This window comes from Pseudosulfitobacter sp. DSM 107133 (assembly GCF_022788695.1).
Classification (GTDB): domain Bacteria; phylum Pseudomonadota; class Alphaproteobacteria; order Rhodobacterales; family Rhodobacteraceae; genus Pseudosulfitobacter.
The window spans coordinates 3498304-3520666 of record NZ_CP085154.1 but is presented as its reverse complement, the minus strand read 5'-3'; the positions used below and the strand labels follow the sequence as shown (position 1 = coordinate 3520666).

Annotated in this window: 19 protein-coding genes; 9 read left to right on the top strand and 10 right to left on the bottom strand. The window is 61.1% G+C overall.

The window, feature by feature from the left end; genetic code table 11:
• Positions 1 to 7: 7 nt before the first annotated feature.
• Positions 8 to 967, bottom strand: coding sequence for an IS110 family transposase (locus DSM107133_RS17515; protein WP_243253540.1), 960 nt, complete (start codon positions 965 to 967; stop codon positions 8 to 10).
• Between the two features lie 716 nt (positions 968 to 1683).
• Here DSM107133_RS17515 and DSM107133_RS17510 point away from each other — a divergent pair.
• Entirely contained in the window at positions 1684 to 1860 is a 177-nt protein-coding gene (locus DSM107133_RS17510) for a DUF2798 domain-containing protein (protein WP_347568681.1), read from the top strand.
• On the opposite strand, the gene polA is transcribed toward DSM107133_RS17510, so the two are convergent.
• The 4 genes from polA to DSM107133_RS17490 form a co-directional block, all read right to left on the bottom strand.
• Positions 1857 to 4655, bottom strand: a complete 2799-nt coding sequence (polA, locus tag DSM107133_RS17505) for a DNA polymerase I (RefSeq protein WP_114292860.1) — start codon at positions 4653 to 4655, stop codon at positions 1857 to 1859. The two genes, DSM107133_RS17510 and polA, sit on opposite strands and share 4 nt — an antisense overlap.
• Positions 4656 to 4740: 85 nt before the next feature.
• Positions 4741 to 5277, bottom strand: a complete 537-nt coding sequence (locus DSM107133_RS17500) for a DUF2459 domain-containing protein (RefSeq protein ID WP_240310477.1) — start codon at positions 5275 to 5277, stop codon at positions 4741 to 4743.
• 113 nt (positions 5278 to 5390) lie between these two features.
• On the bottom strand, positions 5391 to 5570 hold the full coding sequence (locus DSM107133_RS17495; RefSeq protein WP_114292862.1) for a zinc-finger domain-containing protein: 180 nt from the start codon (positions 5568 to 5570) through the stop codon (positions 5391 to 5393).
• 66 nt (positions 5571 to 5636) lie between these two features.
• A complete protein-coding gene (locus DSM107133_RS17490; RefSeq protein ID WP_114292863.1) occupies positions 5637 to 6101 on the bottom strand; it encodes a DUF1203 domain-containing protein in 465 nt (154 codons plus the stop codon).
• A 187-nt stretch (positions 6102 to 6288) separates the two neighbouring features.
• On the opposite strand from DSM107133_RS17490, the gene gpmI reads away from it, so the two are divergent.
• Genes gpmI through DSM107133_RS17475 form a run of 3 tightly spaced genes read left to right on the top strand, consistent with a single transcriptional unit; the run spans position 6289 to position 10265 of the window.
• On the top strand, positions 6289 to 7800 hold the full coding sequence (gene gpmI, locus DSM107133_RS17485) for a 2,3-bisphosphoglycerate-independent phosphoglycerate mutase (RefSeq protein ID WP_114292864.1): 1512 nt from the start codon (positions 6289 to 6291) through the stop codon (positions 7798 to 7800).
• Positions 7797 to 8927 (top strand): peptidoglycan DD-metalloendopeptidase family protein, encoded by a 1131-nt coding sequence (locus tag DSM107133_RS17480; protein WP_114292865.1) that lies wholly within the window; start codon positions 7797 to 7799, stop codon positions 8925 to 8927. Before gpmI ends, DSM107133_RS17480 begins: the two co-directional genes overlap by 4 nt.
• A 6-nt stretch (positions 8928 to 8933) precedes the next feature.
• Positions 8934 to 10265 (top strand): S41 family peptidase, encoded by a 1332-nt coding sequence (locus DSM107133_RS17475; RefSeq protein WP_114292866.1) that lies wholly within the window; start codon positions 8934 to 8936, stop codon positions 10263 to 10265.
• A gap of 142 nt (positions 10266 to 10407) precedes the next feature.
• Here the strand turns inward: DSM107133_RS17475 and DSM107133_RS17470 are convergent, their stop codons facing one another.
• The 4 genes from DSM107133_RS17470 to ilvD form a co-directional block, all read right to left on the bottom strand.
• Positions 10408 to 10779: a hypothetical protein gene (locus DSM107133_RS17470; RefSeq protein ID WP_114292867.1), complete on the bottom strand. Its 372-nt coding sequence runs from the start codon at positions 10777 to 10779 to the stop codon at positions 10408 to 10410.
• A gap of 15 nt (positions 10780 to 10794) precedes the next feature.
• Entirely contained in the window at positions 10795 to 11517 is a 723-nt protein-coding gene (locus tag DSM107133_RS17465; RefSeq protein WP_114293095.1) for a DUF6478 family protein, read from the bottom strand.
• A gap of 156 nt (positions 11518 to 11673) precedes the next feature.
• The gene (locus tag DSM107133_RS17460; RefSeq protein WP_114292868.1) at positions 11674 to 12228 is read right to left on the bottom strand and encodes a hypothetical protein; all 555 of its coding nucleotides are present in this window, start codon (positions 12226 to 12228) and stop codon (positions 11674 to 11676) included.
• Positions 12229 to 12250: 22 nt separating this feature from the next.
• Positions 12251 to 14014, bottom strand: coding sequence for a dihydroxy-acid dehydratase (ilvD, locus tag DSM107133_RS17455; RefSeq protein WP_114292869.1), 1764 nt, complete (start codon positions 14012 to 14014; stop codon positions 12251 to 12253).
• Between the two features lie 214 nt (positions 14015 to 14228).
• On the opposite strand from ilvD, the gene DSM107133_RS17450 reads away from it, so the two are divergent.
• From DSM107133_RS17450 to DSM107133_RS17430, 5 genes are all read left to right on the top strand, one after another.
• Positions 14229 to 17327 carry an ABC transporter transmembrane domain-containing protein gene (locus DSM107133_RS17450; protein ID WP_114293096.1) on the top strand — a complete coding sequence of 1033 codons (3099 nt, stop codon included), beginning with the start codon at positions 14229 to 14231 and terminating at the stop codon, positions 17325 to 17327.
• Positions 17324 to 18229, top strand: coding sequence for a CPBP family intramembrane glutamic endopeptidase (locus DSM107133_RS17445; RefSeq protein ID WP_114292870.1), 906 nt, complete (start codon positions 17324 to 17326; stop codon positions 18227 to 18229). The genes DSM107133_RS17450 and DSM107133_RS17445 overlap by 4 nt, the downstream gene beginning before the upstream one ends.
• A 60-nt stretch (positions 18230 to 18289) precedes the next feature.
• Positions 18290 to 19261 carry an acetyl-CoA carboxylase, carboxyltransferase subunit beta gene (gene accD / locus DSM107133_RS17440; protein WP_114292871.1) on the top strand — a complete coding sequence of 324 codons (972 nt, stop codon included), beginning with the start codon at positions 18290 to 18292 and terminating at the stop codon, positions 19259 to 19261.
• Positions 19258 to 20532: a folylpolyglutamate synthase/dihydrofolate synthase family protein gene (locus DSM107133_RS17435; RefSeq protein ID WP_114292872.1), complete on the top strand. Its 1275-nt coding sequence runs from the start codon at positions 19258 to 19260 to the stop codon at positions 20530 to 20532. The genes accD and DSM107133_RS17435 overlap by 4 nt, the downstream gene beginning before the upstream one ends.
• Positions 20533 to 20670: 138 nt before the next feature.
• Positions 20671 to 21219: a hypothetical protein gene (locus DSM107133_RS17430; RefSeq protein WP_114292873.1), complete on the top strand. Its 549-nt coding sequence runs from the start codon at positions 20671 to 20673 to the stop codon at positions 21217 to 21219.
• Here DSM107133_RS17430 and zapE read toward each other — a convergent pair.
• Positions 21204 to 22271: a cell division protein ZapE gene (gene zapE / locus DSM107133_RS17425; protein WP_114292874.1), complete on the bottom strand. Its 1068-nt coding sequence runs from the start codon at positions 22269 to 22271 to the stop codon at positions 21204 to 21206. The two genes, DSM107133_RS17430 and zapE, sit on opposite strands and share 16 nt — an antisense overlap.
• Positions 22272 to 22363: the final 92 nt, after the last annotated feature.

Below are 22363 nucleotides of genomic sequence, written 5' to 3'. Positions count from 1 at the left end.
GTATTTCTCAAGCGAGTTGAGTAGTCCATTTCTGTCGACTTTTGCAAAGGGCGTTCACGATTGTCACAAGCTTTCTTGCGACGGCGGTGATTATCACTTTGTGTGGTTTTCCGGCTTCGCGAAGGCGGTCTGCGAACGGCTTCAGGACGGGATTGTGGTGACTGGCGACGAGCGCCGCCTGGAACATAACGTGTCGCAGCGGGCGCCGGCCGCCTCCGATAGCGCGCTTGCCCCGCATCGCGCCGCTGTCATGGGCAATGGGCGCAAGGCCTGTCAGCGCGGCGGCTTGTTCGCCCGTGATCTGGCCGAGTTCCGGCATTTCAGCGATCAACATCGTGCTGGCGACCGGGCCAATGCCGGGAACTGAACGCAAGATGGCAGCAGTCGTGGCAAGGCCTTCCTCTGAGGCGATGATCTGTTCGATCCGGACCTCAAGTCCTGCAATCTGGCGATCCAGTAGGTCTTTCAGGTCACCATCCATGACGTCGAACAGATCATCCGAACCCAGTTTCGCATGCGCCTTGATTTGCGCCAAAAGCCGTTTGCGTGTTTCGACGAGCTGACCACGCTTGGACACCAAAGCCCTGAGAAGACGTATCTTTTCATGCGGCAAGGTCCGCCCTGCATCAGGCCGAAAGGCCATGAACCGCGCGATAAGCTCCGCGTCGATCCTATCCGTTTTCGCCCGCGTGCCCCGGCTGGCGGCAAAGGCTTTGATTTGCGCGGGCGGCAGTTGCCTGGTCGCGACCCCTGCAACGTCGAGGGCCGACCACAGACGCCATTCCTGCCCCCCTGTGGCCTCAAAACAAACCAGCGCACAGGCTGACTTTGCCAGGGCGCCCACGCGCGCATGCCCGTCCTCGGAATTGGGCAATCGAAGTCTCTGATTGCTTGGCAGGCAATGAATGTCCAGCCAATCGCGGCTGACATCTATGCCAAGGATTGCGTCTCGTGTTATCCTGTTCATGTTCTCTTCCTTCTGATCCGTGGTCCAAGCTGGCCACAAGCAACTGTTCGAGATGGATGAAGAGAGACAGTGCTGGCTCGCTAGCAAACGTGGTCCCAGTTCAACTTGGGCCACAAGGCTCTGACGCCATACAACGTCCCGTCAGTGACCTCGGCCAAGGTCGCTGACGGGGGAACAATAACAGATCGGAGATACAGAAGGGTCTGGACCCATTAATCTTACGTTGTCAGTTTGACAGATTTTTCCGCAGACAAGCAGCATCTGTGCAGGAATAGTGGTTCTATTTCAAACGGATGCGCCGCCTCCTCTCGGGACATTGCTGCGCAATGCCCTGCCGGGCAATGGGCTGCGGGAAAATCCGTCAAACCCGTCACGCCGAAGGCGTGCCAATATTATTAGGCGCTCCTTCGGAGCGACGGGCGGCAATTTCACTTCATTTCAGTGGCTTGGGCCGCTTGCAAATAGAACCACTATTGGCAGCACGACCCAAACCACTGAAATTTCGCGAAATTGCCGCTGACGACGTAAGATTAATGGGTCCAGACCCTAAGGGGCGCTGCCCCTCGGCCTGCGGCCTCACCCTGGGATTTTTTGAACCAGAGAAGGGTGGACCGTTTCGGGGCATTATGGAAAATCTCTAAGTATTCTTCCCGAGAGGTCTGCCGATGATTCCCGCCCGATATGCCCACATCGTCTTTGGTTTTTGCCTTAGCGGGATGATGTCGCTGATTGTATCGGGCATCAGTATGCTGCGCGCCACCGAGGTTTGGTACGGGTTCTTTGGCCTCTGGATGGGCGCGTGGCTGACCAGTTGGGCCGTGGCCTTTCCGGTCGTGCTGTTCGTGGCCCCGCTGGCGCGGCGAATGGTGACGCGGATCACCGTTCAGCGTTAGTGCGCCTCGGCCCAGTTCGCGCCCTTGCCTGCGTCCACGGTCAGTTTCACATCCAGTTTCACCACCGGATCGGCGGCGTTTTCCATCACATTGCGCGCGGCGTCGATCAGCGAGTCTTCTGACCCGTTTTCGACCTCGAACAGCAGTTCATCGTGGACCTGCAACAGCATTGTCGCAGGGATGTCAGCGATGGCCACCGGCATACGGATCATCGCGCGGCGGATCACATCGGCAGCGGTGCCCTGAATCGGCGCGTTGATCGCGGCACGGGCGGCGAAACCGGCGCGGGGGCCTTTGCTGGCGATCTCGGGCGTGTGGATCTTGCGGCCGAACAGCGTTTGTACAAAGCCGTGCTCTTTGGCGAACGCCTTGGTGTCGTCCATATAGGTGCGGATGCCGGGGAAGCGTTCGAAATAGCGGTCGATGAACCCCTGCGCCTCGGCCCGCGGAATGCGCAGGTTGCGGGCCAGACCAAAGCCCGAGATGCCGTAGATGACGCCAAAGTTGATCGCTTTGGCCTGACGGCGGATGTCGGGTGTCATTTCGTCCAGCGGTACGTTGAACATTTCTGACGCGGTCAGCGCGTGAATGTCGATGCCGTCGGCAAAGGCCTGTTTCAGCTCGGGAATGTCCGCGATATGCGCCAGAATGCGCAGCTCGATCTGGGAATAGTCCAGCGCCACCAGCGTCTTGCCCTGTTCGGCAACAAAGGCCTCGCGGATGCGGCGGCCCTCTTCGCTGCGGATCGGGATGTTTTGCAGGTTGGGATCGGTCGAGGCCAGACGCCCGGTGGATGCCCCCGCGATGGAATAGGAGGTGTGCACCCGGCCTGTGTCGGGGTTGATGTGGTCCTGAAGCGCGTCTGTGTATGTCGATTTCAGCTTGCTGAGCTGACGCCAGTCCAGAATGCGGCGCGGGAAATCATGTTCGGTTGCAAGATCTTCAAGGATGTCGGCACCGGTGGAATATTTGCCATTCGCACCCTTCTTGCCGCCCTCAAGGCCCATGTCCTCGAACAGCACTTCGCCCACTTGCGCGGGGGAGCCGACATTGAACTTGCGCCCTGCCAGCTCGTAAATCTCGTCTTCCAGCCCGGCCATCTTTTGCGCAAAGGCGTTGGACATGCGGCTGAGCGTGTCGCGGTCAACCTTGATACCGGACCGTTCCATCGCGGCCAGCACCGGCACCAGCGGGCGTTCCAGTGTTTCGTACACCTTGGTCACGCCGACGCGGTGCAATTGCGGTTTCAGGGTCTGCCACAGCCGCAGGGTGATGTCGGCATCCTCGGCGGCATAGGCCACGGCCTTGTCCAGCGGCACGCGGTCAAAGGTGATCGCGGATTTACCGGAGCCCAGCAGCGGTTTGATCGGGATCGGCGTGTGCCCCAGATAGCGTTCCGACAGTGTGTCCATGCCGTGATTGTGCAGGCCCGCGTGCTGCGCATAGGACAGCAGCATCGTGTCGTCGATGGGGGCCACCGTAATGCCAAGCTGCGCGAAAATCTTGGCGTCATATTTCATGTTCTGCCCGATTTTCAGGACCGCAGGGTCCTCAAGCACTGGCGTCAGCATCTCAAGACACTGTTCCAGCGGCATCTGCCCCTCGGCCAGATCGTCCGAGCCGAACAGATCATCGGTGCCGCTGTCCTTGTGGATCAGCGGGATATAACAGGCCTGACCCGGATCGACGCAGAGCGAAATGCCGACCAGATCGGCGGTCATTTCATTCAGACCGGTGGTTTCCGTGTCGATGGCAACCCAGCCGCGTTCGCGGATGCGGTCGATCCAGACTTGCAGGCCGGCGGCGTCGCGGACGTGTTCGTAAGCGTCCGGGTTGAACGGCACGGTTTCGGCCTCGGGCATGTCGGCGGGGGCGGGGGTCTTGTCCTCGATCACCGGCGCTTCGACGTGCAGCGCCTCGGCGATGCGTTTGGACAGGGTGCGGAATTCCATCTCGGCCAGGAAGGCCAACAGCCGCTCAGGATCGGGGTCGCGCACTTCCAGATCGTCCAGCGTGAAGTCCAGCGGCGTGTTTTCGTCCAGTTGCACCAGATCACGGCTCAGACGGATCTGGTCGGCGTGGTCGATCAGGGTCTGACGGCGTTTGGGTTGTTTGATCTCTTCGGCGCGGGCCAGAAGCGTGTCCAGATCGCCGTATTCGTTGATCAGCAGCGCGGCGGTCTTGATGCCGATGCCGGGCGCGCCGGGCACGTTGTCGACGCTGTCACCCGCCAGTGCCTGCACATCGACGACGCGGTCGGGAAAGACGCCGAATTTCTCGAACACACCGTCGCGGTTGATGCTGCGGTTCTTCATCGCGTCCAGCATTTCGACGCCGTCGCCCACCAACTGCATCAGGTCCTTGTCGCTGCTGATGATGGTGCAGCGGCCCCCGGCGGCGCGGGCCTGCACGGCGAGCGTGGCGATGATGTCGTCGGCCTCGAACCCTTCTTTCTCCTCGCAGGCGATGTTGAACGCTTCGGTCGCGGTGCGGGTCAGGGGAATCTGCGGGCGCAGGTCCTCGGGCATGGCCTCGCGGTTGGCCTTGTACTGGTCGTACATATCATTGCGGAAGGTGTGGCTGCCCTTGTCAAAGATCACCGCAACGTGGGTCACGTCGCTGCCGGTGTTGCCCTCGACATAGCGCTGCAACATGTTGCAGAACCCCGCGACCGCGCCGATCGGCAGCCCGTCCGACTTGCGCGTCAGCGGCGGCAGGGCATGGTAGGCGCGAAAGATAAAGGCCGAGCCGTCGATCAGGTGCAGGTGGCACCCTTTTCCGAATTTTGATGACATCACACCCTCGCTGCAAACTTTGACCTTCTTGTGCCACAGGCGGACCACGGCTTCCAGATGGCGTGCTTGGTACGGGCGGAATTATTCAGGGCGCGGATTGATACAGCCAGTGTGACAGGCTGACCGACAGCGGCAGCGGCGTCCAGCGGCCAAAGCGCAGACCCGCGGCACGGATCATCTTTCCGACCCAGACGTTGCAGGTGCGCAAGGCGTCAAAGCGCCCTGCGGCAGGATAGAACAGGTCGGTTGCGTTAAAGCCGGGGGTGGCCAGCGGCGTGTCGGCGGTGAAAGTGGCACGCAGGGCTGTCAGAAAACGGGTATATTGCGCATCTGTCATGGCAAGGCTGCGCAGCTTCAGCGTTGGGGGAATTGCCCCGACAGCATCCAGCCGGATGACCGAACTGTCGCCAATCATACCACGCCACGCAGCGCGTGCGGTCACGTCGCCATAGGTGCCGACGGTGGTGTAAAAGTCATGCGCGCCCCAGCCGACCAACAGGTTTTGCGCCCCGTCCAGGTCCATCAACAGCGCCGCATCAGGCAGATCGGCAAAGGCTGCGCGTGTCGCGGCGTCCAGTGGCAGCACGAAATCGTAATGGATGGGGCCTGCGATCAACAGCACCTGATGGGTGGGCGGGTTGCTGTCAGCAATCTGCCCCGAAGGAAGCAGAGCACCGACAATCGCAGCACAGGGATAACTGAAGATCAGGACAAGCAGGGCAACGGCAAGCCGTTTCAGCTGTCGGCCTTGTGATCGGCGTGGACGTATTTGCAATCGCAATAGGGGCATTCGACCCAGCCCTTGTCGTGCGGAATTTGCAGCCAGACGCGCGGGTGGCCCAATGCGCCTTCCGAGCCGTCACAGGCCACGCGGTATTGTTCGACGATTTTGGTCTCGGGGGCTTGCAGGGTCATGGGCGTCCTCATCGGTCGGATAGTCGGGCCTTTATGGGCCACAAGGACACCCCCATGCAAGGGGGATCAGTCCCTGTCGATCCGTGCCTGATAGCAATTGTTGCGCGCGCTGCGGGCGTGGATATAGGCGACCTTTGGATCGGCAAAGATCGCGGCGATGCGCTGGTGCAACGCGGGCGTGGCGGTCACGCTGCCGGTGCCATAGACAATGCGATCGTCCGCGCCATAACCCTTGATCAGATAGTCTGGCGCGGTGCCCATGACCTCGGGCAGCGCAGTGCCACCTCCGCGCTCGCAGGTGTCTGCGCACAGAAAGATCGGCCCGACTTCTGCATAGGGATGTGTGCCCGCAAAAGGTTTGTACGCCAGCACCAGCATCCCCGCGCCTTTGGGCACATGGCGCAGGCAATGGCGGCAGGGGTTGCCTGCGCCGTCGGAAATCTGGCGCTCGGGCGGGTTGCCAAAGGCATCCGGCGCGCCTGCGCGGTAGGCCTCGACGATATCGGTGGGCAGGGCGGTGAATCTGGGCATTGGGCGTCTCCTATTGCTGCGCCTAAGGATTACCGGCGCATACCGCAGCGCATCGACCCGTTTCCTGCGCAATAACTGCTCGCAGGTCACATAGGGCAGTTCAATTCCGCCAATCCGGTGCAAAACGGTTCACCCCGACGGTGCGCTGCGTTAGAACGCCATCAAATAGTCACAAAGGCCACGCTTCATCATGTCCCCAAAACCCGTAGTACTGTGCATTCTCGATGGCTGGGGCCTGCGCGAAGACACCACTGGCAACGCGCCCGCGCTGGCGGATACGCCCACCTTTGACCGTATTATGGCGACCTGCCCCAATGCGACACTGATCACCCACGGGCCCGATGTGGGGCTGCCTTCGGGGCAGATGGGCAATTCGGAAGTGGGCCACACCAACATCGGCGCAGGCCGTGTGGTGGCGATGGATCTTGGCCAGATCGATCTGGCCATCGAAGACGGATCATTCTTTGAAAACAGTGCTTTGCAGGCATTCATCGGCGGGTTGAAAGACACGGGCGGCACGGCGCATCTGATGGGCGTGGTGTCGGATGGCGGGGTGCATGGCCACCTGACGCATATGCTCGCGGCAGCCAGGGCCTGTGCCGATGCGGGGCTGCCGGTGAAGATTCACGCACTGACCGACGGGCGCGATGTGGCGCCCAAATCAGCGCAGGGGTATTTCCGCACGTTGACCGAAGCACTGCCCGCAGGGGCCAGTATCGCCACTGTTACGGGGCGTTACTTTGCCATGGACCGCGACAACCGCTGGGATCGCGTGCAAAAGGCGTTCAACGCCATTGTGCATGGCAAGGGTAACGCGGCCACAGATGCTCAGGATGCCGTGGCGCAGGCCTATGCCGCCGACACCACCGATGAATTCATCCCTGCCACGGTGATCGGTGACTATGCCGGTGCGCGGGATGGCGACGGCGTGTTCTGCCTGAATTTCCGCGCCGACCGCGCCCGCGAGATCATGGCTGCCATCGGCGCACCGGATTTCGACGCCTTTGACGCAGGCACGCGGCCTGAATGGGCGGGACTGCTGGGCATGGCCGAGTATTCGGATCAGCACAACTTCTACATGCAGACCGCCTATCCCAAGCCTGCCATTGTGAACACGCTGGGCGCTTGGGTGGCACAGCACGGGCTGCGTCAGTACCGCATCGCGGAGACCGAAAAGTACCCCCATGTCACGTTCTTCCTGAACGGCGGCGTCGAGGTGCCGGCAGATGGCGAGGACCGCTATATGCCCAAAAGCCCCGACGTGCCGACCTATGACGTCCAGCCCGAGATGTCCTCAGAAGAAGTCACCGCCCATTTGGTGCAGGCCATCGGTGACGGTTATGATCTGATCGTGGTCAACTACGCCAACCCCGACATGGTCGGCCACACCGGTGATCTGGATGCTGCCATCGCCGCCTGCGAGGCCGTGGACCGTGGGTTGGCGCAGGTCGTGGCGGCGCTGGAAGCCGCAGGCGGCGCGATGATTGTGACGGCGGATCATGGCAATTGCGAAGTGATGATCGACCCCGAAACCGGCGGTCCACATACGGCGCACACGCTGAATCTGGTGCCGGTCGCCGTTGTGGGCGCCCAAGGCACGCTGCAAGGCGGCAGGCTGGCCGATCTGGCACCGACAGTGCTGCATCTGATGAGGCTGGAGCAGCCGGCAGAGATGACGGGGAGCAATCTGCTGAAATGATCCGCGCGCTTGTCCTTTTGGCCTGCCTATGGCCCGCTGCGCTGGTGGCACAGGACGGCACTGCGCTGGCCCGCGACGCAGGCGTGCAATTGCAAGAGGCCGCGGCGCAACTGGATGCAGCCGACAGCGCGCGCGACCGGATCAAGGCGCTGACGGCGACGATCAAAGCCTATGAAACCGGACTGGCCGCCATGCGCGACGGATTGCGCCGCGCGTCGTTGCGCGAAACGCAGCTGACACGGCAACTGGCGGCGCGCGACGGGGAAATCGCCAGCTTTCTGGGCACCTTGCAGACCATTGGCGCGACGCCATCGCCCACTTCCTTTCTGCATCCTGACGGGCCGACGGGCACCGCACGGGCCGGGATGCTGCTGGCCGAACTGACCCCGGCCCTGAACGCCCGCGCTAATGGGCTGCGCAACGATCTGGAAGACGTGCAGAACCTGCGCGCGATCCAGACACAGGCGACAGCGCAGATGCAAAAGGGGCTGAGCGAGGTCCAGACCGCCCGCACCGCGCTGTCACAGGCCATGGCCGAGCGCACCGACCTGCCGCGCCGCTTTACCGAAGATCCGGTGAACACTGCCATCCTGATCGAATCCTCGGAAACGCTTGATGCCTTTGCCTCGGGCGTGACCAATATTGCGGTGGATGAACATGCGGTCAGCCTGCCGGATCTTGAGGCGCGTATCGGTGACCTGGCGCTGCCTGCGCAGGGTCTGATCCTGCGCGGCGCGTACGAAGCGGATGCGGCGGGCATCGTCCGCCCCGGCATTCTGCTGGGCACCCGCCCCGGCGCGCTGGTCACCGCACCCACGGCGGCCACCGTGCGCTATCAGGGGCCGTTGCTGGACTTGGGGCAGGTGGTGATTCTCGAACCACAGCCCGATACGCTGTTTATTCTGGCCGGATTGGGCGCGGTATACGTCAAAACCGGTGAAGTGGTGGCCACAGATGCGCCGATCGGGCTGATGGGTGGACTTTCCGCCACGTCTGCGACAACTGAAATGTCACAGGAAGGTGAAGGCGCTGGCACTGCCCGTTCCGAAACGCTCTATATAGAAGTAAGACAAGACAACGTTCCGCAGGACCCCGCTTTGTGGTTCCGCCAAGGTAAGGATGGATAAAGTCTGATGAGAAAATTCGTAATGGCCGCACTGGGCGGCACATTGGCGGGTGTAATCGCCACGACGCAGATCGCAGGCCCCCTGCTGGCGCAAGAGGCGACGCGCAATTCCAGCGTATACGAGCAGCTTGATCTGTTTGGCGACATTTTCGAACGTATCCGTTCGCAATATGTCGAGGAAGTGGAGCCGTCTGAATTGATCGAGGCGGCGATTAACGGAATGCTGACCTCGCTTGATCCGCATTCGTCCTACCTGTCGCCCGAAGACGCAGACGCCATGCGCGTGCAGACGCGCGGCGAATTCGGTGGTCTGGGGATCGAGGTCACGCAGGAAGAGGGCTTTGTCAAAGTTGTCTCGCCCATTGACGGCACGCCCGCCGCCGAGGCTGGTATCGAAGCCGGTGACTTTATCACCCATGTCGATGGCGAAAGCGTTCTGGGCCTGACACTGGATGACGCCGTTGAAAAGATGCGCGGGCCGGTCGGGTCTGAAATCGTCATTACCGTGGTGCGCGAAGGCGAGCAGGATCCTTTTGACGTTTCGATCATCCGTGACACCATCGAATTGCAGGCCGTGCGCGCCAAGACCCAGGGTGAAACCGTTGTGCTGCGCATCACCACCTTTAATGACAAGACCTATCCCAACCTTGAAGAGAAACTGGCCGAAGAAGTCGAAAAGGCGGGTGGCATCGACAACGTAAACGGGTTTGTCATCGATCTGCGCAACAATCCGGGTGGTCTGCTGACGCAGGCGATCAAGGTCTCTGACGCCTTCCTGGAAAAAGGCGAGATCGTGTCGACCCGTGGCCGTCTTGCAGAGGATGGCGACCGGTTCAACGCCACGCCGGGCGATCTGGCGCAGGGCAAGCCGATTGTTGTTCTGATCAATGGCGGGTCGGCTTCGGCCTCTGAAATCGTTGCCGGCGCGTTGAAAGACCATCGCCGGGCGATCATTGTCGGCACCAAATCCTTTGGCAAAGGGTCGGTTCAAACTGTTATGCCCTTGCGCGGTGGCGGTGCGATGCGTCTGACGACGGCACGGTATTACACGCCGTCGGGCCGTTCGATCCAGTCGCTGGGCGTTAGCCCGGACATCATTGTGCAACAGCCACGCCGCAAGCCTGAAACCGAGGAAGAAGACGGTCCGCCCCTGCTGCGTTCCGAGGCCGACCTGCGTGGTGCGATTTCCAACGACAGTCTGACCGAGGATGAAATCCGCCAGATCGAGGAAGATCGTGCCAAGGCCGAAGCCGCGGCGGATTTGCGTAAAGAGGATTACCAGCTGGCCTATGCCATCGACATTCTCAAGGGCCTGACGGCACTGGCGCCCAAAGACTAAAAATTTCAGGGGCGGCGCTGATGCGTCGCCCTTTTTCCTTTTCGACCGGTGCTGTCATCCGTCGCGGATGACACAGGAATTTTCGTTAAATCCCCTTCTTTCCGTCACCTTTGGATTTCGGCCTGAGTCTAGGGTATGTGACCTAGGATGTTTCGACGCAATGGCGGCGAAACGCACGTTTGAGCATATCCAGCTCTGCGCGCAGCAGGCTCATTTCGGCGCGCATGTCATCGCCCAGCACTTCGCCTGCCATAAGATGAAAATACGCCAGCGTGCTGCCGTCATATGTGTCGCTAATCACAAAGGTCTGGACACCTTCGGAAATAGCCTCGGAAGGGATCGGCACCTGCAACAGCCAGTGGCCTTTTTCCGGGTCTTCGGTCAGCTGCACATCCGCCACGGGTTTGTCCAGAAGGTGCACGGCCAGCTGTGGCACCTCTGCATTTTGCGAGCTGACGACACCACGCCAGATGCCGTTGGATATCTTGGTGCCTGTGACGGTCAGATTGCTCATGAAATTGGCCTTTTGCTACAGGGCGGCGCGCGGGCGGCGCGAAAAGTTCAGGTCCCGCACGACCACCTGGTTCATCTGGGGGCCTTCAAAGATCAGGTCGATCCACACCTTTTCGACCCGCTTTTCATTCAGGTTGGAATAGGCCAGATCAAATTCAACCACGATCTCTTCTTCGCGCAGCGGCAGTTCGCGCACGATCTGTTCGGTGTTCGGCCCGTGTTTGATGTTCAGTCGCGCAAAGATCTCCAGCGGATTTTCCATCTCGACAATACAGGACATACGCAACAGGTGCGTGCGCCGCAGCCCGTTTGCGGCCGCGTCGGGCAGGTCCACAACCAGCGACAGGAACGATCCGTCAAAGCTGAAAACATCCATGCGCAAACCATAGGGCGCGATATCTTCCTCGCGGGTGTTGCGCAGCTGGCGCAGGGTCAGCTCGCTGAGTTTGCAGTCGTGAAACAGGGTGATTTCACTGCCCAGCATGGATTTGGTCTGAACCGACGAAAGCCCCGGCGTGTGCAACGGACCGCGCCACAGTTCAGGGCGCCAGGCCCAATCGGAATTGTGTGGTTTTGCAAAGCTGGTCGAGCCGATCACCGGCAAGGCCAGACGTTCATCGGCTATGAAGATCAACCTGTCGATATGCGCACGCATCAACCGCGCGCTGTTGCGCAGCTGGCGCAGGGTATGCAGGTTGACGCTGTGCGCATTGCGCGCGGCACGCGCCCAGCGACGCATGGTGCGCCTGTGCGACAAACGCTCGAACAAACTGATCTTGTTACTTGGCACGGGCCGTTTCGCCTCTGGGTCTGCTCTTTTGGGTATCTAACGAAAAGCTTTCAGTCAAATAAACCGCCAATCGTACATGTGGGGCGATTTTCAGAGCCTGTTGTATTATTCAGTCTCTGTTGCCCCCTGTACCGCCGCAGTGACCTGCCTGGCCGCTCGTGTCCGGGTGCGCTGCATCAGGCGGTTCAGCACGCGGCCACCTTCTCTGCCGGTGGCGCCGCTGTCTTCGGCACCGTAGATTGCCAGCCCGACCAGATGTGATCCGATTTGCCCGGCCCCGCGCCAATGTACTGCCGACAGTCCTTTGCGGCTGGGCGCCTGGCCTTGAACCCGCAACAAAACGGCGTCCTTGGTTTCGAGCTTGTCCAGTACCTTGCCATCTGAAAGTGCCGATTCCAGGCTCGCCGCAGAAATGGGCGCGACACCTGCCTGGGCTGTCGTCAGGCTGACTGTTATCAGGCCCAACGGCGCACCATAAGCGCCATCAGGGTCGCCCAAAGTGTCGCAACGTGCCAGCACTGCAAAGCTGGATTTCAGGCTGCGCCTGTCGATGCAAAAGCCTTCGGGGGCCACAAGGGTCAGCGCGCCTCTGGCCATCGGGGCTTCGCGCAGCGGCGCTTTGGTCGCGCCGCCGCCCACGTCACATCCTGCGAGGGCCATGAACCCCGCAAGGAGGACCCCTTTACAGGTCCCAGTATTCATGCCGCTCGAGCTTGGCGCCGGGGTGGGTAACCGCCCCTTTGTACGTCGACCCGACCAACTGCGCGTATTTCCACAGTGCGCCTGCACCATAGATCGTATCGCGTGGACCTTTCCATTCGGCTTTGCGCTCGGCCAGTTCGCCATCGCTCAGCGCGACGTTGATGCTTCCTTCGATGGCGTTGATGGTAATCACATCGCCATCTTTCAGGAATGCAATCGGCCCGCCATGCGCGGCCTCTGGCCCGACGTGACCCACGCAGAACCCGCGCGTTGCACCTGAAAAGCGGCCATCGGTGATCAAGGCCACCTTCTTGCCCATGCCCTGACCGGACAGCGCAGCCGTGGTCGCCAGCATTTCGCGCATCCCCGGACCGCCCGAGGGGCCCTCGTTGCGGATGACAAACACGTCGCCCTCTTCGTAGGTGCGGTTCTGCACCGCTTCAAAGGCATCCTGTTCACATTCGAACACGCGCGCAGGGCCGGTAAAGATCTGGTGCTGGGCTTCCATGCCCGCGACCTTCACGATGGCGCCTTCGGGGGCGATGTTGCCCTTGAGGCCGACAACGCCGCCGGTTTTGGTCAGCGGAGTCGAGATCGGGTAGATCACCTTGCCGTCCGCTTCCAGCGTGACCTTGTCCAGTTCCTCGCCGATGGAATAGCCCGTGGCGGTCATGCAATCCTCGTGGATCAGGCCTGCCTTGCGCAGTTCCTTCATCACGACAAAGATGCCGCCCGCTTCGTACAGATCCTTGGCCACATACTGACCGCCAGGCTTCAGGTCGACGAAATAGGGTGTCTCGCGGAAGATGTCACAGACGTCATCCAGGAAAAAGTCGATGCCCGCCTCGTGCGCCATGGCAGGCAGGTGCAGGCCCGCGTTGGTCGAACCGCCGGTGCAGGCCACGACACGCGCGGCGTTTTCCAGCGACTGACGGGTGACGATGTCACGGGCGCGGATGTTTTTCTCGATCAGGTTCATCACCGCAGCGCCTGACGCCTTGGCGTATTCATCGCGCGACTCGTACGGGGCAGGCATGCCTGACGAGTTGGGAAGTGCCAGACCGATGGCCTCGGACACGCAAGCCATGGTGTTGGCGGTGAACTGGCCACCACAGGCGCCGGCAGAGGGGCAGGCGACACGTTCGAGAATGGCCAGCTCGGCCTCGGTCATGGTGCCGTTTTGCTGGTGGCCGACCGCTTCGAACATGTCTTGCACGGTCAGGTCGCGGTCCAGGTATTCGGCAGGCACAGATGCGCCCGACGCAACGCGCCCCGGCAGGATCGACCCGCCATACAGGAACACCGACGGCACGTTCAGACGGATCATCGCCATCATCATGCCCGGCAGCGATTTGTCGCAACCGGCAAGGCCCACAAGCGCGTCATAGCAGTGACCGCGCATGGTCAGCTCGACCGTGTCGGCAATCGCCTCGCGCGAGGCCAGCGACGACCGCATGCCTTCGTGGCCCATCGCGATGCCGTCGGTGACGGTGATCGTGGTGAATTCACGCGGGGTGCCATAGGCGGATTTCACGCCCATCTTGACCGCTTGGGCCTGACGGTTCAGCGAAATGTTGCACGGGGCGGCTTCGTTCCAGCAGGTCGCGACGCCGACCAATGGCTGGTGAATCTCGTCCTCTGTCATGCCCATGGCATAGTAATACGACCGGTGCGGCGCCCGCTCGGGCCCCTCGGTCACATGACGGCTTGGCAATTTGGATTTGTCGAACTTGCCCTTGAGCATTTTGGCCTCCCGGTGAATGAGTTGTTCTTGCAATAACGGGCAGCGGATTGGGGCACAAGACGCAAGGCTGATAAGTGAAAGGCGTGTTTGCCATGAGAATGCACAGGACCGGGGCCGCCGGCGCACAATGGCGCTGCTTGATTTCGCCTGGTGCGGGACATACTTTGCCATACTGAAAGTCCCACACGCCCGCGCGGCATTATTAGGCGGGTCCATGGAACGCACTCTGTTCAGTTTTATCTGGAAATACTCGAAACGCGAACAGGTGCTGCTGCTTCTGGTTACGCTGGTCACCTTTCCGTTCCTGTACGCCACGCTGGAGCTGCCCAAGCGGATCATCAACGATGCCATCGGTGCCGATTCCGACGTCATCACCTATCTTGGTGTGGACATGCCGCAGGTTGTGTTCCTGCTGGTCCTGTGCGGCATCTATCTGGTGGCGGTGTTGGTACATGGCTTGCTGAAGATGCGCCTGAACACGATGAAGGGCATTGTGTCAGAGCGGATGCTGCGCCGGCTGCGGTATACGTTGATTGCACGCATGATGCGGTTCCCGCGCAGCTATTTCCGCACCACCTCACAGGGCGAACTGGTCAGCATGGTCACATCCGAGGCCGAGCCGATGGGCGGGCTGATGGGCGACGCTCTTGCGCAGCCGGTGTTTCAGGCGGGCCAGATGCTGATCATCGTGGTGTTCCTGTTTGCACAAAGCATCTGGTTCGGGCTGGCCGGTATCGCGCTGATCCCGTTGCAGGCGTGGCTGATCCCGATGCTGCAACGCCAGATCAACGTCCTGAACAAAGCGCGGATTGTCGAGGTGCGGGCCCTGTCATCCGAGATCGGAGAAAGCGCCGCAGGCGTCACCGATCTGCGCACCAATGGCGGCTGGCGTTACCGGCTGGCGCAGTTCACCGACCGGTTGGGGCGCTTGTTCGATATCCGCTATCGTATCTACCAGAAGAAATTCTTCATGAAGTTCCTGAACAACTTCATCACGCAGCTGACGCCGTTCTTTTTCTACTCGGTCGGCGGTTATCTGGCGATTAACGGGCAAATTTCGGTGGGTGCGCTGGTGGCCGCGCTTGCGGCCTACAAGGACCTGTCGAGCCCGTGGAAGGAACTGCTGACCTATTACAATCAGGTACAGGACATGTCGGTGCGCTGGGATGTGGTGATGGAGCGGTTCGCGCCCAAGGGCATGGTTGCCGCCGACAAGTTCGAAGGTGCGCCCAAGGTCATTCCACATCTGGATGGCAGCATCGTGCTGGACAACGTGACGGTGCGCGATAGCGATGGCAACGCAATTCTGGAGAACATCAACCTGACCATTCCGGCGGCCGCGCGCGTTGCCATCCAGGTCACCAATCAGAACGAGCGCACCGCGCTGGCCGAATTGCTGACCCGTGAAATGATGCCCACACGGGGACATGTGACCATGTCGGGGCACGATATGGCCGAATTGCATCAGGCCGTGATCGCCGCGCGCATCGGCTATGCCCATTCGCGGCCCTATCTGTTCGACGGCACCCTTGGTAGCAACCTTTTGATGCCGTTGATGACCAGCCCGCGCACCGTGTTGTGGGACCCCGGTCAAAAGGACGTGGCAGGTATCGAAGCCGCGCGCGCGGGCAACAGCACCGACAGTCTGGTGGCCGATTGGGTCGACCCGGAGTTGGCAGGGCTGACAGACCCCGACGAAATCCGCGCTTGGTGGTTCAAGCTGATCAAAGCCATCGGGATCGAGGATCAAGTGGTGCGGCGCATGATGGGGTCGAACATTGATGTCGCACAGCACCCCGCGCTGGCCGAAGCGATTGTTGCCCTGCGGCCCGAGGTTGAACGTCGCCTGACGGCCTCGGGTCTGGACGAGGCGGTAAACCGCTTTTCTCCCGACCGTTTCAACCCGTCGATGCCACTGGGGGGCAACCTTTTGTTCGCTGCCCCGCGCGTCAGCATCAGCCAGCAGGCATTGGTCGAGGAAGGCAGATTCCTGCATCTGGTCATTGAACAGGGTCTGGCCGAACAGGGCATCGCGATTTCGCAGACCCTGATAGAAACGCTGCTGCAAACCTTTGGCCGGGACGGCACAAACCACCCGCTGTTCACCGCTCTGGGGATCGAAGAAGAGATGTACGAGCGTCTGGCCGACATCGCCGAACGCCGGCGCGAACACGGAGATGTCGCGCTGAGTGAGGACGAATTTGCCCTGCTGCTGACGGTGCCCTTTGCTTTGACTGCCGAGCAGTTCGGTGCGGCATTCCCCGAAAGTTTCAAAGACGAAATCCTGAAGATTCGCCGTGAAAACGGCCCGTCACTGCGCGCATTGATGTCGGATATGTTCGTACCCATCGCGCCCGAGAACTATTTTCCGCGGCTGACAATATTGGAAAACGCCTTGTATGGGCGGGTGTCGGCTTTTGCAGGCGCACGGTTCAAGGACATTGAAATTCTGGTGTCCGAGGTGTTGGAAGAAAACGGGTTGCAGGGTCTCGTGGCCGAGACGATCTTTGACATTCCCACGGGTCTCGGCGGCATCAAAATCCCGACGGTTCTTCAGGAAAGGGTCGCCTTCAGCCGCGCGGCGATCAAGCGCCCCGATATTCTTGTGCTGGACCGCGCGCTGGCAAGTCACAACAGCGTCCAACGCAGCGCGGCACGCTCGGGTCTGCGTGACCTGCTACCCGCATCAACGCTGATTTTCATGGAGGAATCTTTCGAAAATCCAGATGCCTACGATCTTTTCGTCGAAATCCGTAACGGGCGGATTGACGGCATATTGGCCCATGACGCTGACGACGAAAGCGGCGCCGGCGCCGATGACCTGCGACACAAGCTGCAAGTGATCGCGCGCACCGAAATGTTTGGCCAGCTGGATTCGCGCAACCAGCGACTGCTGGCCTTTGCTGCACAATGGTATCCTGCCAAGGTCGGCCAGCGTGTGTTCTCTATGGATGAGGCTGCCGATGCGGCCTATCTGTGTGTCTCGGGTCAGGCATTGCTCAGCTACCGTGACGCGGATGGCCAGAGCCACCCGATCACCACAGTTCATCCCGGGCGCGTGATCGGCGATTTGTCGATCATCCTGAACGAACCGCGTCAGTCAGACCTGACCGCGACAACGGACTGTAATTTTCTGCGGCTGGGGGCAGAGGAGTTTCGTGCGGTCTATGAAAATGACACCGGTGTGTTGTTGCAATTGCTGCGCACCGTGGGGTCGCACCTGACCGGCGCGGCCGATCTGTTGCGCGATGCGCGCTTGGATGTGCCTGTGCCGCTTGGTCCTGTCGCGCCATCGCTTGAGGATGACGCATGATCCGATCGCCGGAAGCCTATGCACCGCATAAGGCGTTTATTGCCCCTGCGCGTGCTTACCCGCAGTTGTGGCGGCTGGTGCTGGGGCTGGTTTTGGGTGGGGCCGGATATTTTGCACTCAGCCAGCTTTACGTCACCTTGCTGCTGTCCTTTGTGCCACCTGAAAGCACAGCGCGGTTTTACGATGATCTGCAAAGCGGGGCCACGCCATCGGCGATGTTTTTACTGCTGTTCAGCTTTGGCTTGTTGATGCTGGTCCTGGGGCGGGTTCTGGTGGTGCTGCACCGTCGCCCGATGCTGTCGTTGCTTGGTCCATGGCGCGAATGCGCCGGACAATTCCGGCTGGCCCTGACGGCCATGGTGATGCTGTCAGTGGCGCTTTGGGTGCTGCCCCCGTGGGGGATGGAGCCGCCGCTGGTGCCAGAACTGCCCTTTGGGCGGTGGGCCGCATTGCTGCCGCTGTCTTTGCTGGCCGTTCTGGTGCAGGTCAGCGCCGAGGAACTTTTGTTTCGCGGATACATCCAGCAGCAGCTTGCCGCGCGGTTTGCATCGCCTCTGGTCTGGATGGCGATACCTTCAGCGCTGTTCGCTCTTGGCCACTACGCGCCCGAGACATCCGGCGAGAATGCCCTTTGGGTTGCCGCATGGGCGGGCATGTTTGGTTTGCTTATGGCGGACCTGACAGCGCGGTCGGGCACGCTGGGCCCTGCCATTGCCGTGCATTTCATCAACAACGTGATGGCAATGTTGTTCACGGCCATGCCTGACGACCTGTCGGGCCTGGCGCTTTATGTCATGCCTTTTGGCTTGGCAGACGAAGCCGCTGTCGCGCTATGGCTGCCCGTTGATTTTGCGATCATGCTGACCAGCTGGCTGGCTGTGCGACTTGCCTTGCGCCGTTGATTGCAATTGTCGGGCGCGGGCATTATCTGGGGGACCAACAGGCCAGCAGAAAGTGTACACATGAACTGGATCAACAACTACGTCCGGCCACGGATCAATTCGATTTTTTCGCGTCGCGAGACACCGGACAATCTGTGGACCAAATGCGATGAATGCGGCACCATGCTGTTCCACCGCGAGGTCAGTGACAATCTGAACGTCTGCACCAACTGCGGCCACCACATGAACATCACCCCGCGCGAGCGGTTCAAGGCGTTGTTTGACGGCGGTATTTTTTCGCAAGTCAGCGTGCCGACTCCCAATGCCGACCCGTTGCACTTTCGGGACCAGAAGAAATATCCCGACCGGATGAAGGCAGCCCAAAAGGCAACCGGCGAGGCCGAGGCGATGCTGGTCGCCACAGGAGAGATCGGACGCACGCCGATCGTGGCCTGTGCGCAGGACTTTACCTTTATGGCCGGGTCCATGGGCATGTATGTGGGCAACGCGATCATCGCCGCCGCCGAAGAAGCGGTCAAGCTCAAGCGCCCGCTGATTCTGTTTTCCGCCGCCGGTGGCGCGCGGATGCAGGAAGGTATCCTGTCGCTGATGCAGATGCCGCGCACCACGGTCGCCGTGCAGATGCTGAAAGAGGCGAACCTGCCCTATATCGTCGTGCTGACCCACCCGACCACGGGCGGCGTCACCGCGTCCTATGCGATGCTGGGCGATGTGCATATTGCCGAACCCAATGCGCTGATCTGCTTTGCCGGACCGCGCGTGATCGAACAGACCATCCGCGAAAAACTGCCCGAAGGGTTCCAGCGCGCCGAATACCTGCTGGATCATGGTATGCTGGACCGCGTGACACCGCGCACCGAAATGCGTGACGAGCTGATCAACATCACCCGCATGTTGCTGGGCCTGCCTCCCGCCGTTAAAGGCGACCTGCCGCCGCCCGAGCCAACGCCCGAGGCGAGTGTTAAAGCGCCCGAACCTGCCGCCGCGCCCAAGGCCGACGCCGCAGAAAAACCGGCGCCCGCGAAGAAATGACCGCACAAGGTTCGGATGTCATCCTGCAACGGATGATGGCGCTGCATCCCAAGATTATCGACCTGACGCTGGACCGTGTCTGGCGGCTGCTGGATGCGCTGGGCAATCCACAGAACGACCTGCCGCCGGTGATCCACATCGCAGGCACCAATGGCAAGGGGTCGACCCAGGCGATGATCCGCGCGGGGCTTGAGGCCGCGGGCAAACGTGTGCACGCCTACACTTCGCCGCATCTGGCGCGTTTTCACGAACGTATCCGGCTGGCGGGCGATCTGATCACCGAGGACGCGCTGAGCGCGGTTCTGGATGAATGCTATGCCGCCAACAATGGCGAAACGATCACCTATTTCGAGATCACCACCGTCGCGGCGATCCTGGCCTTTGCGCGCACCCCTGCGGATTACACCCTGCTTGAGGTGGGGTTGGGCGGACGTCTGGACGCCACCAATGTGATTGCAAAACCGGCGGTCACGGTGATTACCCCGGTCAGCATCGACCACCAGCAGTTTCTGGGCGACACTCTGGCCGAAATCGCGGGGGAAAAGGCCGGAATCATCAAGCGCGGCGTGCCCTGTGTGGTTGGCCCGCAGGAAGACGATGCGCTGGACGTGATCGAAGGCGTCGCCGCCCGTCTTGGCGCGCCGCTGATGGTCTATGGCCAGCACTGGCACATCGGGCCGGATCACGGGCGCATGGCCTTTCAGGACGAAAAAGGCTTGCTGGATTTGCCCCTGCCTAATCTGATCGGGGCGCATCAGGTTCAAAACGCCGGCGCCGCGCTGATGGTGCTGCGTGCGCTTGGCATGGACGAAGCAGCCTGCACCGCCGCTGTCACCAACGCGCAATGGCCCGCCCGGATGCAGCGTTTGCGCAGCGGCCCGCTGGCCGACCGCGCCGGCGCGGCTGAACTGTGGCTGGACGGCGGGCACAACCCCGCAGCAGGCGAGGCGCTGGCACAGGTTCTGGGGAATCTGCCCAAGCGTCCCACGCATCTGATTTGCGGCATGTTGAACACCAAGGACATTGGCGGCTATTTGCGCCCTCTGGCGGCCCATGTGGAGAGCCTGACGGCTGTGTCGATCCCCGGAGAGGCGAACACCCTGCCCGCCGAAACAACAGCCCAAGCCGCGACCAAAGCCGGTATGCAGGCCGGCACGGCGAGCGATGTGGCCGCGGCACTGGACGCAATCCTGACCGCGGACCCCGAGGCACGGGTGCTGATCTGTGGATCGCTTTATCTGGCCGGAAATATCCTGCGCGAAAACGGCTGAAACCGCTGCTTACTTGCCACAGGGGCCGTGCATTCGCATTGGCCCATATTGACGTGAATCGGCCCATAGCCCTAGATGTGGTGCTATTAAGGCCGGATGGGCCTTCGCCCGAACCCGCCAGATTTTGAGAGCAGACCTATGGATCGCCGCAATTCAAGGGCGTCCGCCACGGATACGCAGCGCAAGCTGCGCCACGACGAACGGACACCTTTCCTGACAATACTGGCTATTGGCGTCGCTGGGGCTGCGATGGTGGCAGGGTTGGTGATGCTGCTGTTTTCGCAAGGGGCCATTGACGATAATGCCGCCATGGCATCCGGCACAGTGCAAGACTGGACCCCCGATGTCAGCCGCGCCGACGCGTCCTTGCTGGACCCGGAACCCGCAGTCTCGACGGCACGTCGTTTGCGCACGATGACAAATGCTACAGGTCAGCCTGTGGACCTGTCCCGCCTGACAGAACGGGTGCTGCACCGTTTCGGCTATACGCCGCGATCTGGCAAAGCCTTGCAGGCCGCTTTGCTGTCGGCGCTGTCCCAAGAGCAGTCAGACGCCTATATCGACACCTTGCTGAACATGGCCGCGCGGCGCAAAGAGTTTGTGGTTCCGGGACAATTGCGATTGGCAAATGGCCGGCTGGACACGGAAACGCTGCTGGCCACCCTGATAGACTACGCTTCGGACTGACCCCAGTCGGCGGCCATCATCTCGCGCAGACGCGATGCGGTGCGTTCGAATTCAAAGGTGCCTTCGCCCTCGACATACAGCATTTCAGGCATCGCGGCGGCGGATGCAATCAGCTTGACCCTGGCCTCGTACAGCGCGTCGATCAGGGTGACGAACCGCTTGGCCTCGTTGAAATTGTTGCGCGACAGGCGTGGAATGTTGTCGATCATCAGCACGCGCACCGCATCGGCGATCACCAGGTAATCGCCGGGCCCCAAGGGCTTGCCGCACAGATCATAGAACGGCGCGCGGGCGATCCCGCTGCGATAGGCGGGCAGTTCGACGTCGCGCCCTTTGATCCGCAGCACCAGCGGTTCCGATGCGCCGCCGGTCAGGTCGCGCCAGACCGCGTCCATGGTGGCGCGTGTTTCGGCTGAGATGGGGGTAAAGAACCGGTCTTCTCCAGCCAGCCGATCCTGACGATAATCGCGCGGGCTGACCATTTCGTGCACGACCATCTTTTCCTGAATCAAGGCAATGAACGGCAAGAACAATTGCCGGTTCAGCCCGTTTTCATACAGATCGTCGGGGTGGCGGTTCGATGTGGTGATGACACAAACGCCCGCTTCGAACAGGGCGCGGAACAGCCTGCCGACGATCATCGCATCGGTGATGTCGGTGATTTGCATCTCGTCAAAGGCCAGCAGCCGCACGCTTTCGGCCACCTTTTGTGCCACGGGCGCCACTGCATCCTCGACGCCGTTCTGGTGGGCTTCGTGAAGGGCAGCGTGAATTTCCTGCATAAAGGCATGAAAATGCACCCGCCGCGCCGGCACGTCGCCGAGGTGCTGCACAAACAGGTCCATGAGCATCGACTTGCCCCGTCCGACACCGCCCCACAGGTACAGCCCCTTGGGGGCTTCGGGGGTTTTGCGGAACCAGCCGGTTTTCACCGGCGTGTTCAAAGCCTGCTGGATGCGGTCAAACTGGTCCATCACCGCCAGTTGGGCAGGATCGGATTGCAATGTGCCGTCGGCGGTCAACTGCGCGTAAATGGTGCTGAAGTCGGTCATACCTTGGCTTAGCCGAGCACTTGCCCGTTGAAAAGCGCAGGGGCGCATCGCGTCACATCAAATTTCGTGACGTGACGACGAGAAATGCTGAT

What these genes read in the sequence shown, in the direction of transcription:
- DSM107133_RS17515 (WP_243253540.1), bottom strand. Translation starts at nt 967, where the DNA reads ATGAACAGGATAACACGAGACGCAATCCTTGGCATAGATGTCAGCCGC.
- DSM107133_RS17510 (WP_347568681.1), top strand. Translation starts at nt 1,684, where the DNA reads ATGATGTCGCTGATTGTATCGGGCATCAGTATGCTGCGCGCCACCGAG.
- polA (WP_114292860.1), bottom strand. Translation starts at nt 4,655, where the DNA reads ATGTCATCAAAATTCGGAAAAGGGTGCCACCTGCACCTGATCGACGGC.
- DSM107133_RS17495 (WP_114292862.1), bottom strand. Translation starts at nt 5,570, where the DNA reads ATGACCCTGCAAGCCCCCGAGACCAAAATCGTCGAACAATACCGCGTG.
- DSM107133_RS17490 (WP_114292863.1), bottom strand. Translation starts at nt 6,101, where the DNA reads ATGCCCAGATTCACCGCCCTGCCCACCGATATCGTCGAGGCCTACCGC.
- DSM107133_RS17480 (WP_114292865.1), top strand. Translation starts at nt 7,797, where the DNA reads ATGATCCGCGCGCTTGTCCTTTTGGCCTGCCTATGGCCCGCTGCGCTG.
- DSM107133_RS17475 (WP_114292866.1), top strand. Translation starts at nt 8,934, where the DNA reads ATGAGAAAATTCGTAATGGCCGCACTGGGCGGCACATTGGCGGGTGTA.
- DSM107133_RS17470 (WP_114292867.1), bottom strand. Translation starts at nt 10,779, where the DNA reads ATGAGCAATCTGACCGTCACAGGCACCAAGATATCCAACGGCATCTGG.
- DSM107133_RS17465 (WP_114293095.1), bottom strand. Translation starts at nt 11,517, where the DNA reads ATGCGTCGCTGGGCGCGTGCCGCGCGCAATGCGCACAGCGTCAACCTG.
- DSM107133_RS17460 (WP_114292868.1), bottom strand. Translation starts at nt 12,228, where the DNA reads ATGGCCCTCGCAGGATGTGACGTGGGCGGCGGCGCGACCAAAGCGCCG.
- ilvD (WP_114292869.1), bottom strand. Translation starts at nt 14,014, where the DNA reads ATGCTCAAGGGCAAGTTCGACAAATCCAAATTGCCAAGCCGTCATGTG.
- DSM107133_RS17450 (WP_114293096.1), top strand. Translation starts at nt 14,229, where the DNA reads ATGGAACGCACTCTGTTCAGTTTTATCTGGAAATACTCGAAACGCGAA.
- DSM107133_RS17445 (WP_114292870.1), top strand. Translation starts at nt 17,324, where the DNA reads ATGATCCGATCGCCGGAAGCCTATGCACCGCATAAGGCGTTTATTGCC.
- accD (WP_114292871.1), top strand. Translation starts at nt 18,290, where the DNA reads ATGAACTGGATCAACAACTACGTCCGGCCACGGATCAATTCGATTTTT.
- DSM107133_RS17435 (WP_114292872.1), top strand. Translation starts at nt 19,258, where the DNA reads ATGACCGCACAAGGTTCGGATGTCATCCTGCAACGGATGATGGCGCTG.
- DSM107133_RS17430 (WP_114292873.1), top strand. Translation starts at nt 20,671, where the DNA reads ATGGATCGCCGCAATTCAAGGGCGTCCGCCACGGATACGCAGCGCAAG.
- zapE (WP_114292874.1), bottom strand. Translation starts at nt 22,271, where the DNA reads ATGACCGACTTCAGCACCATTTACGCGCAGTTGACCGCCGACGGCACA.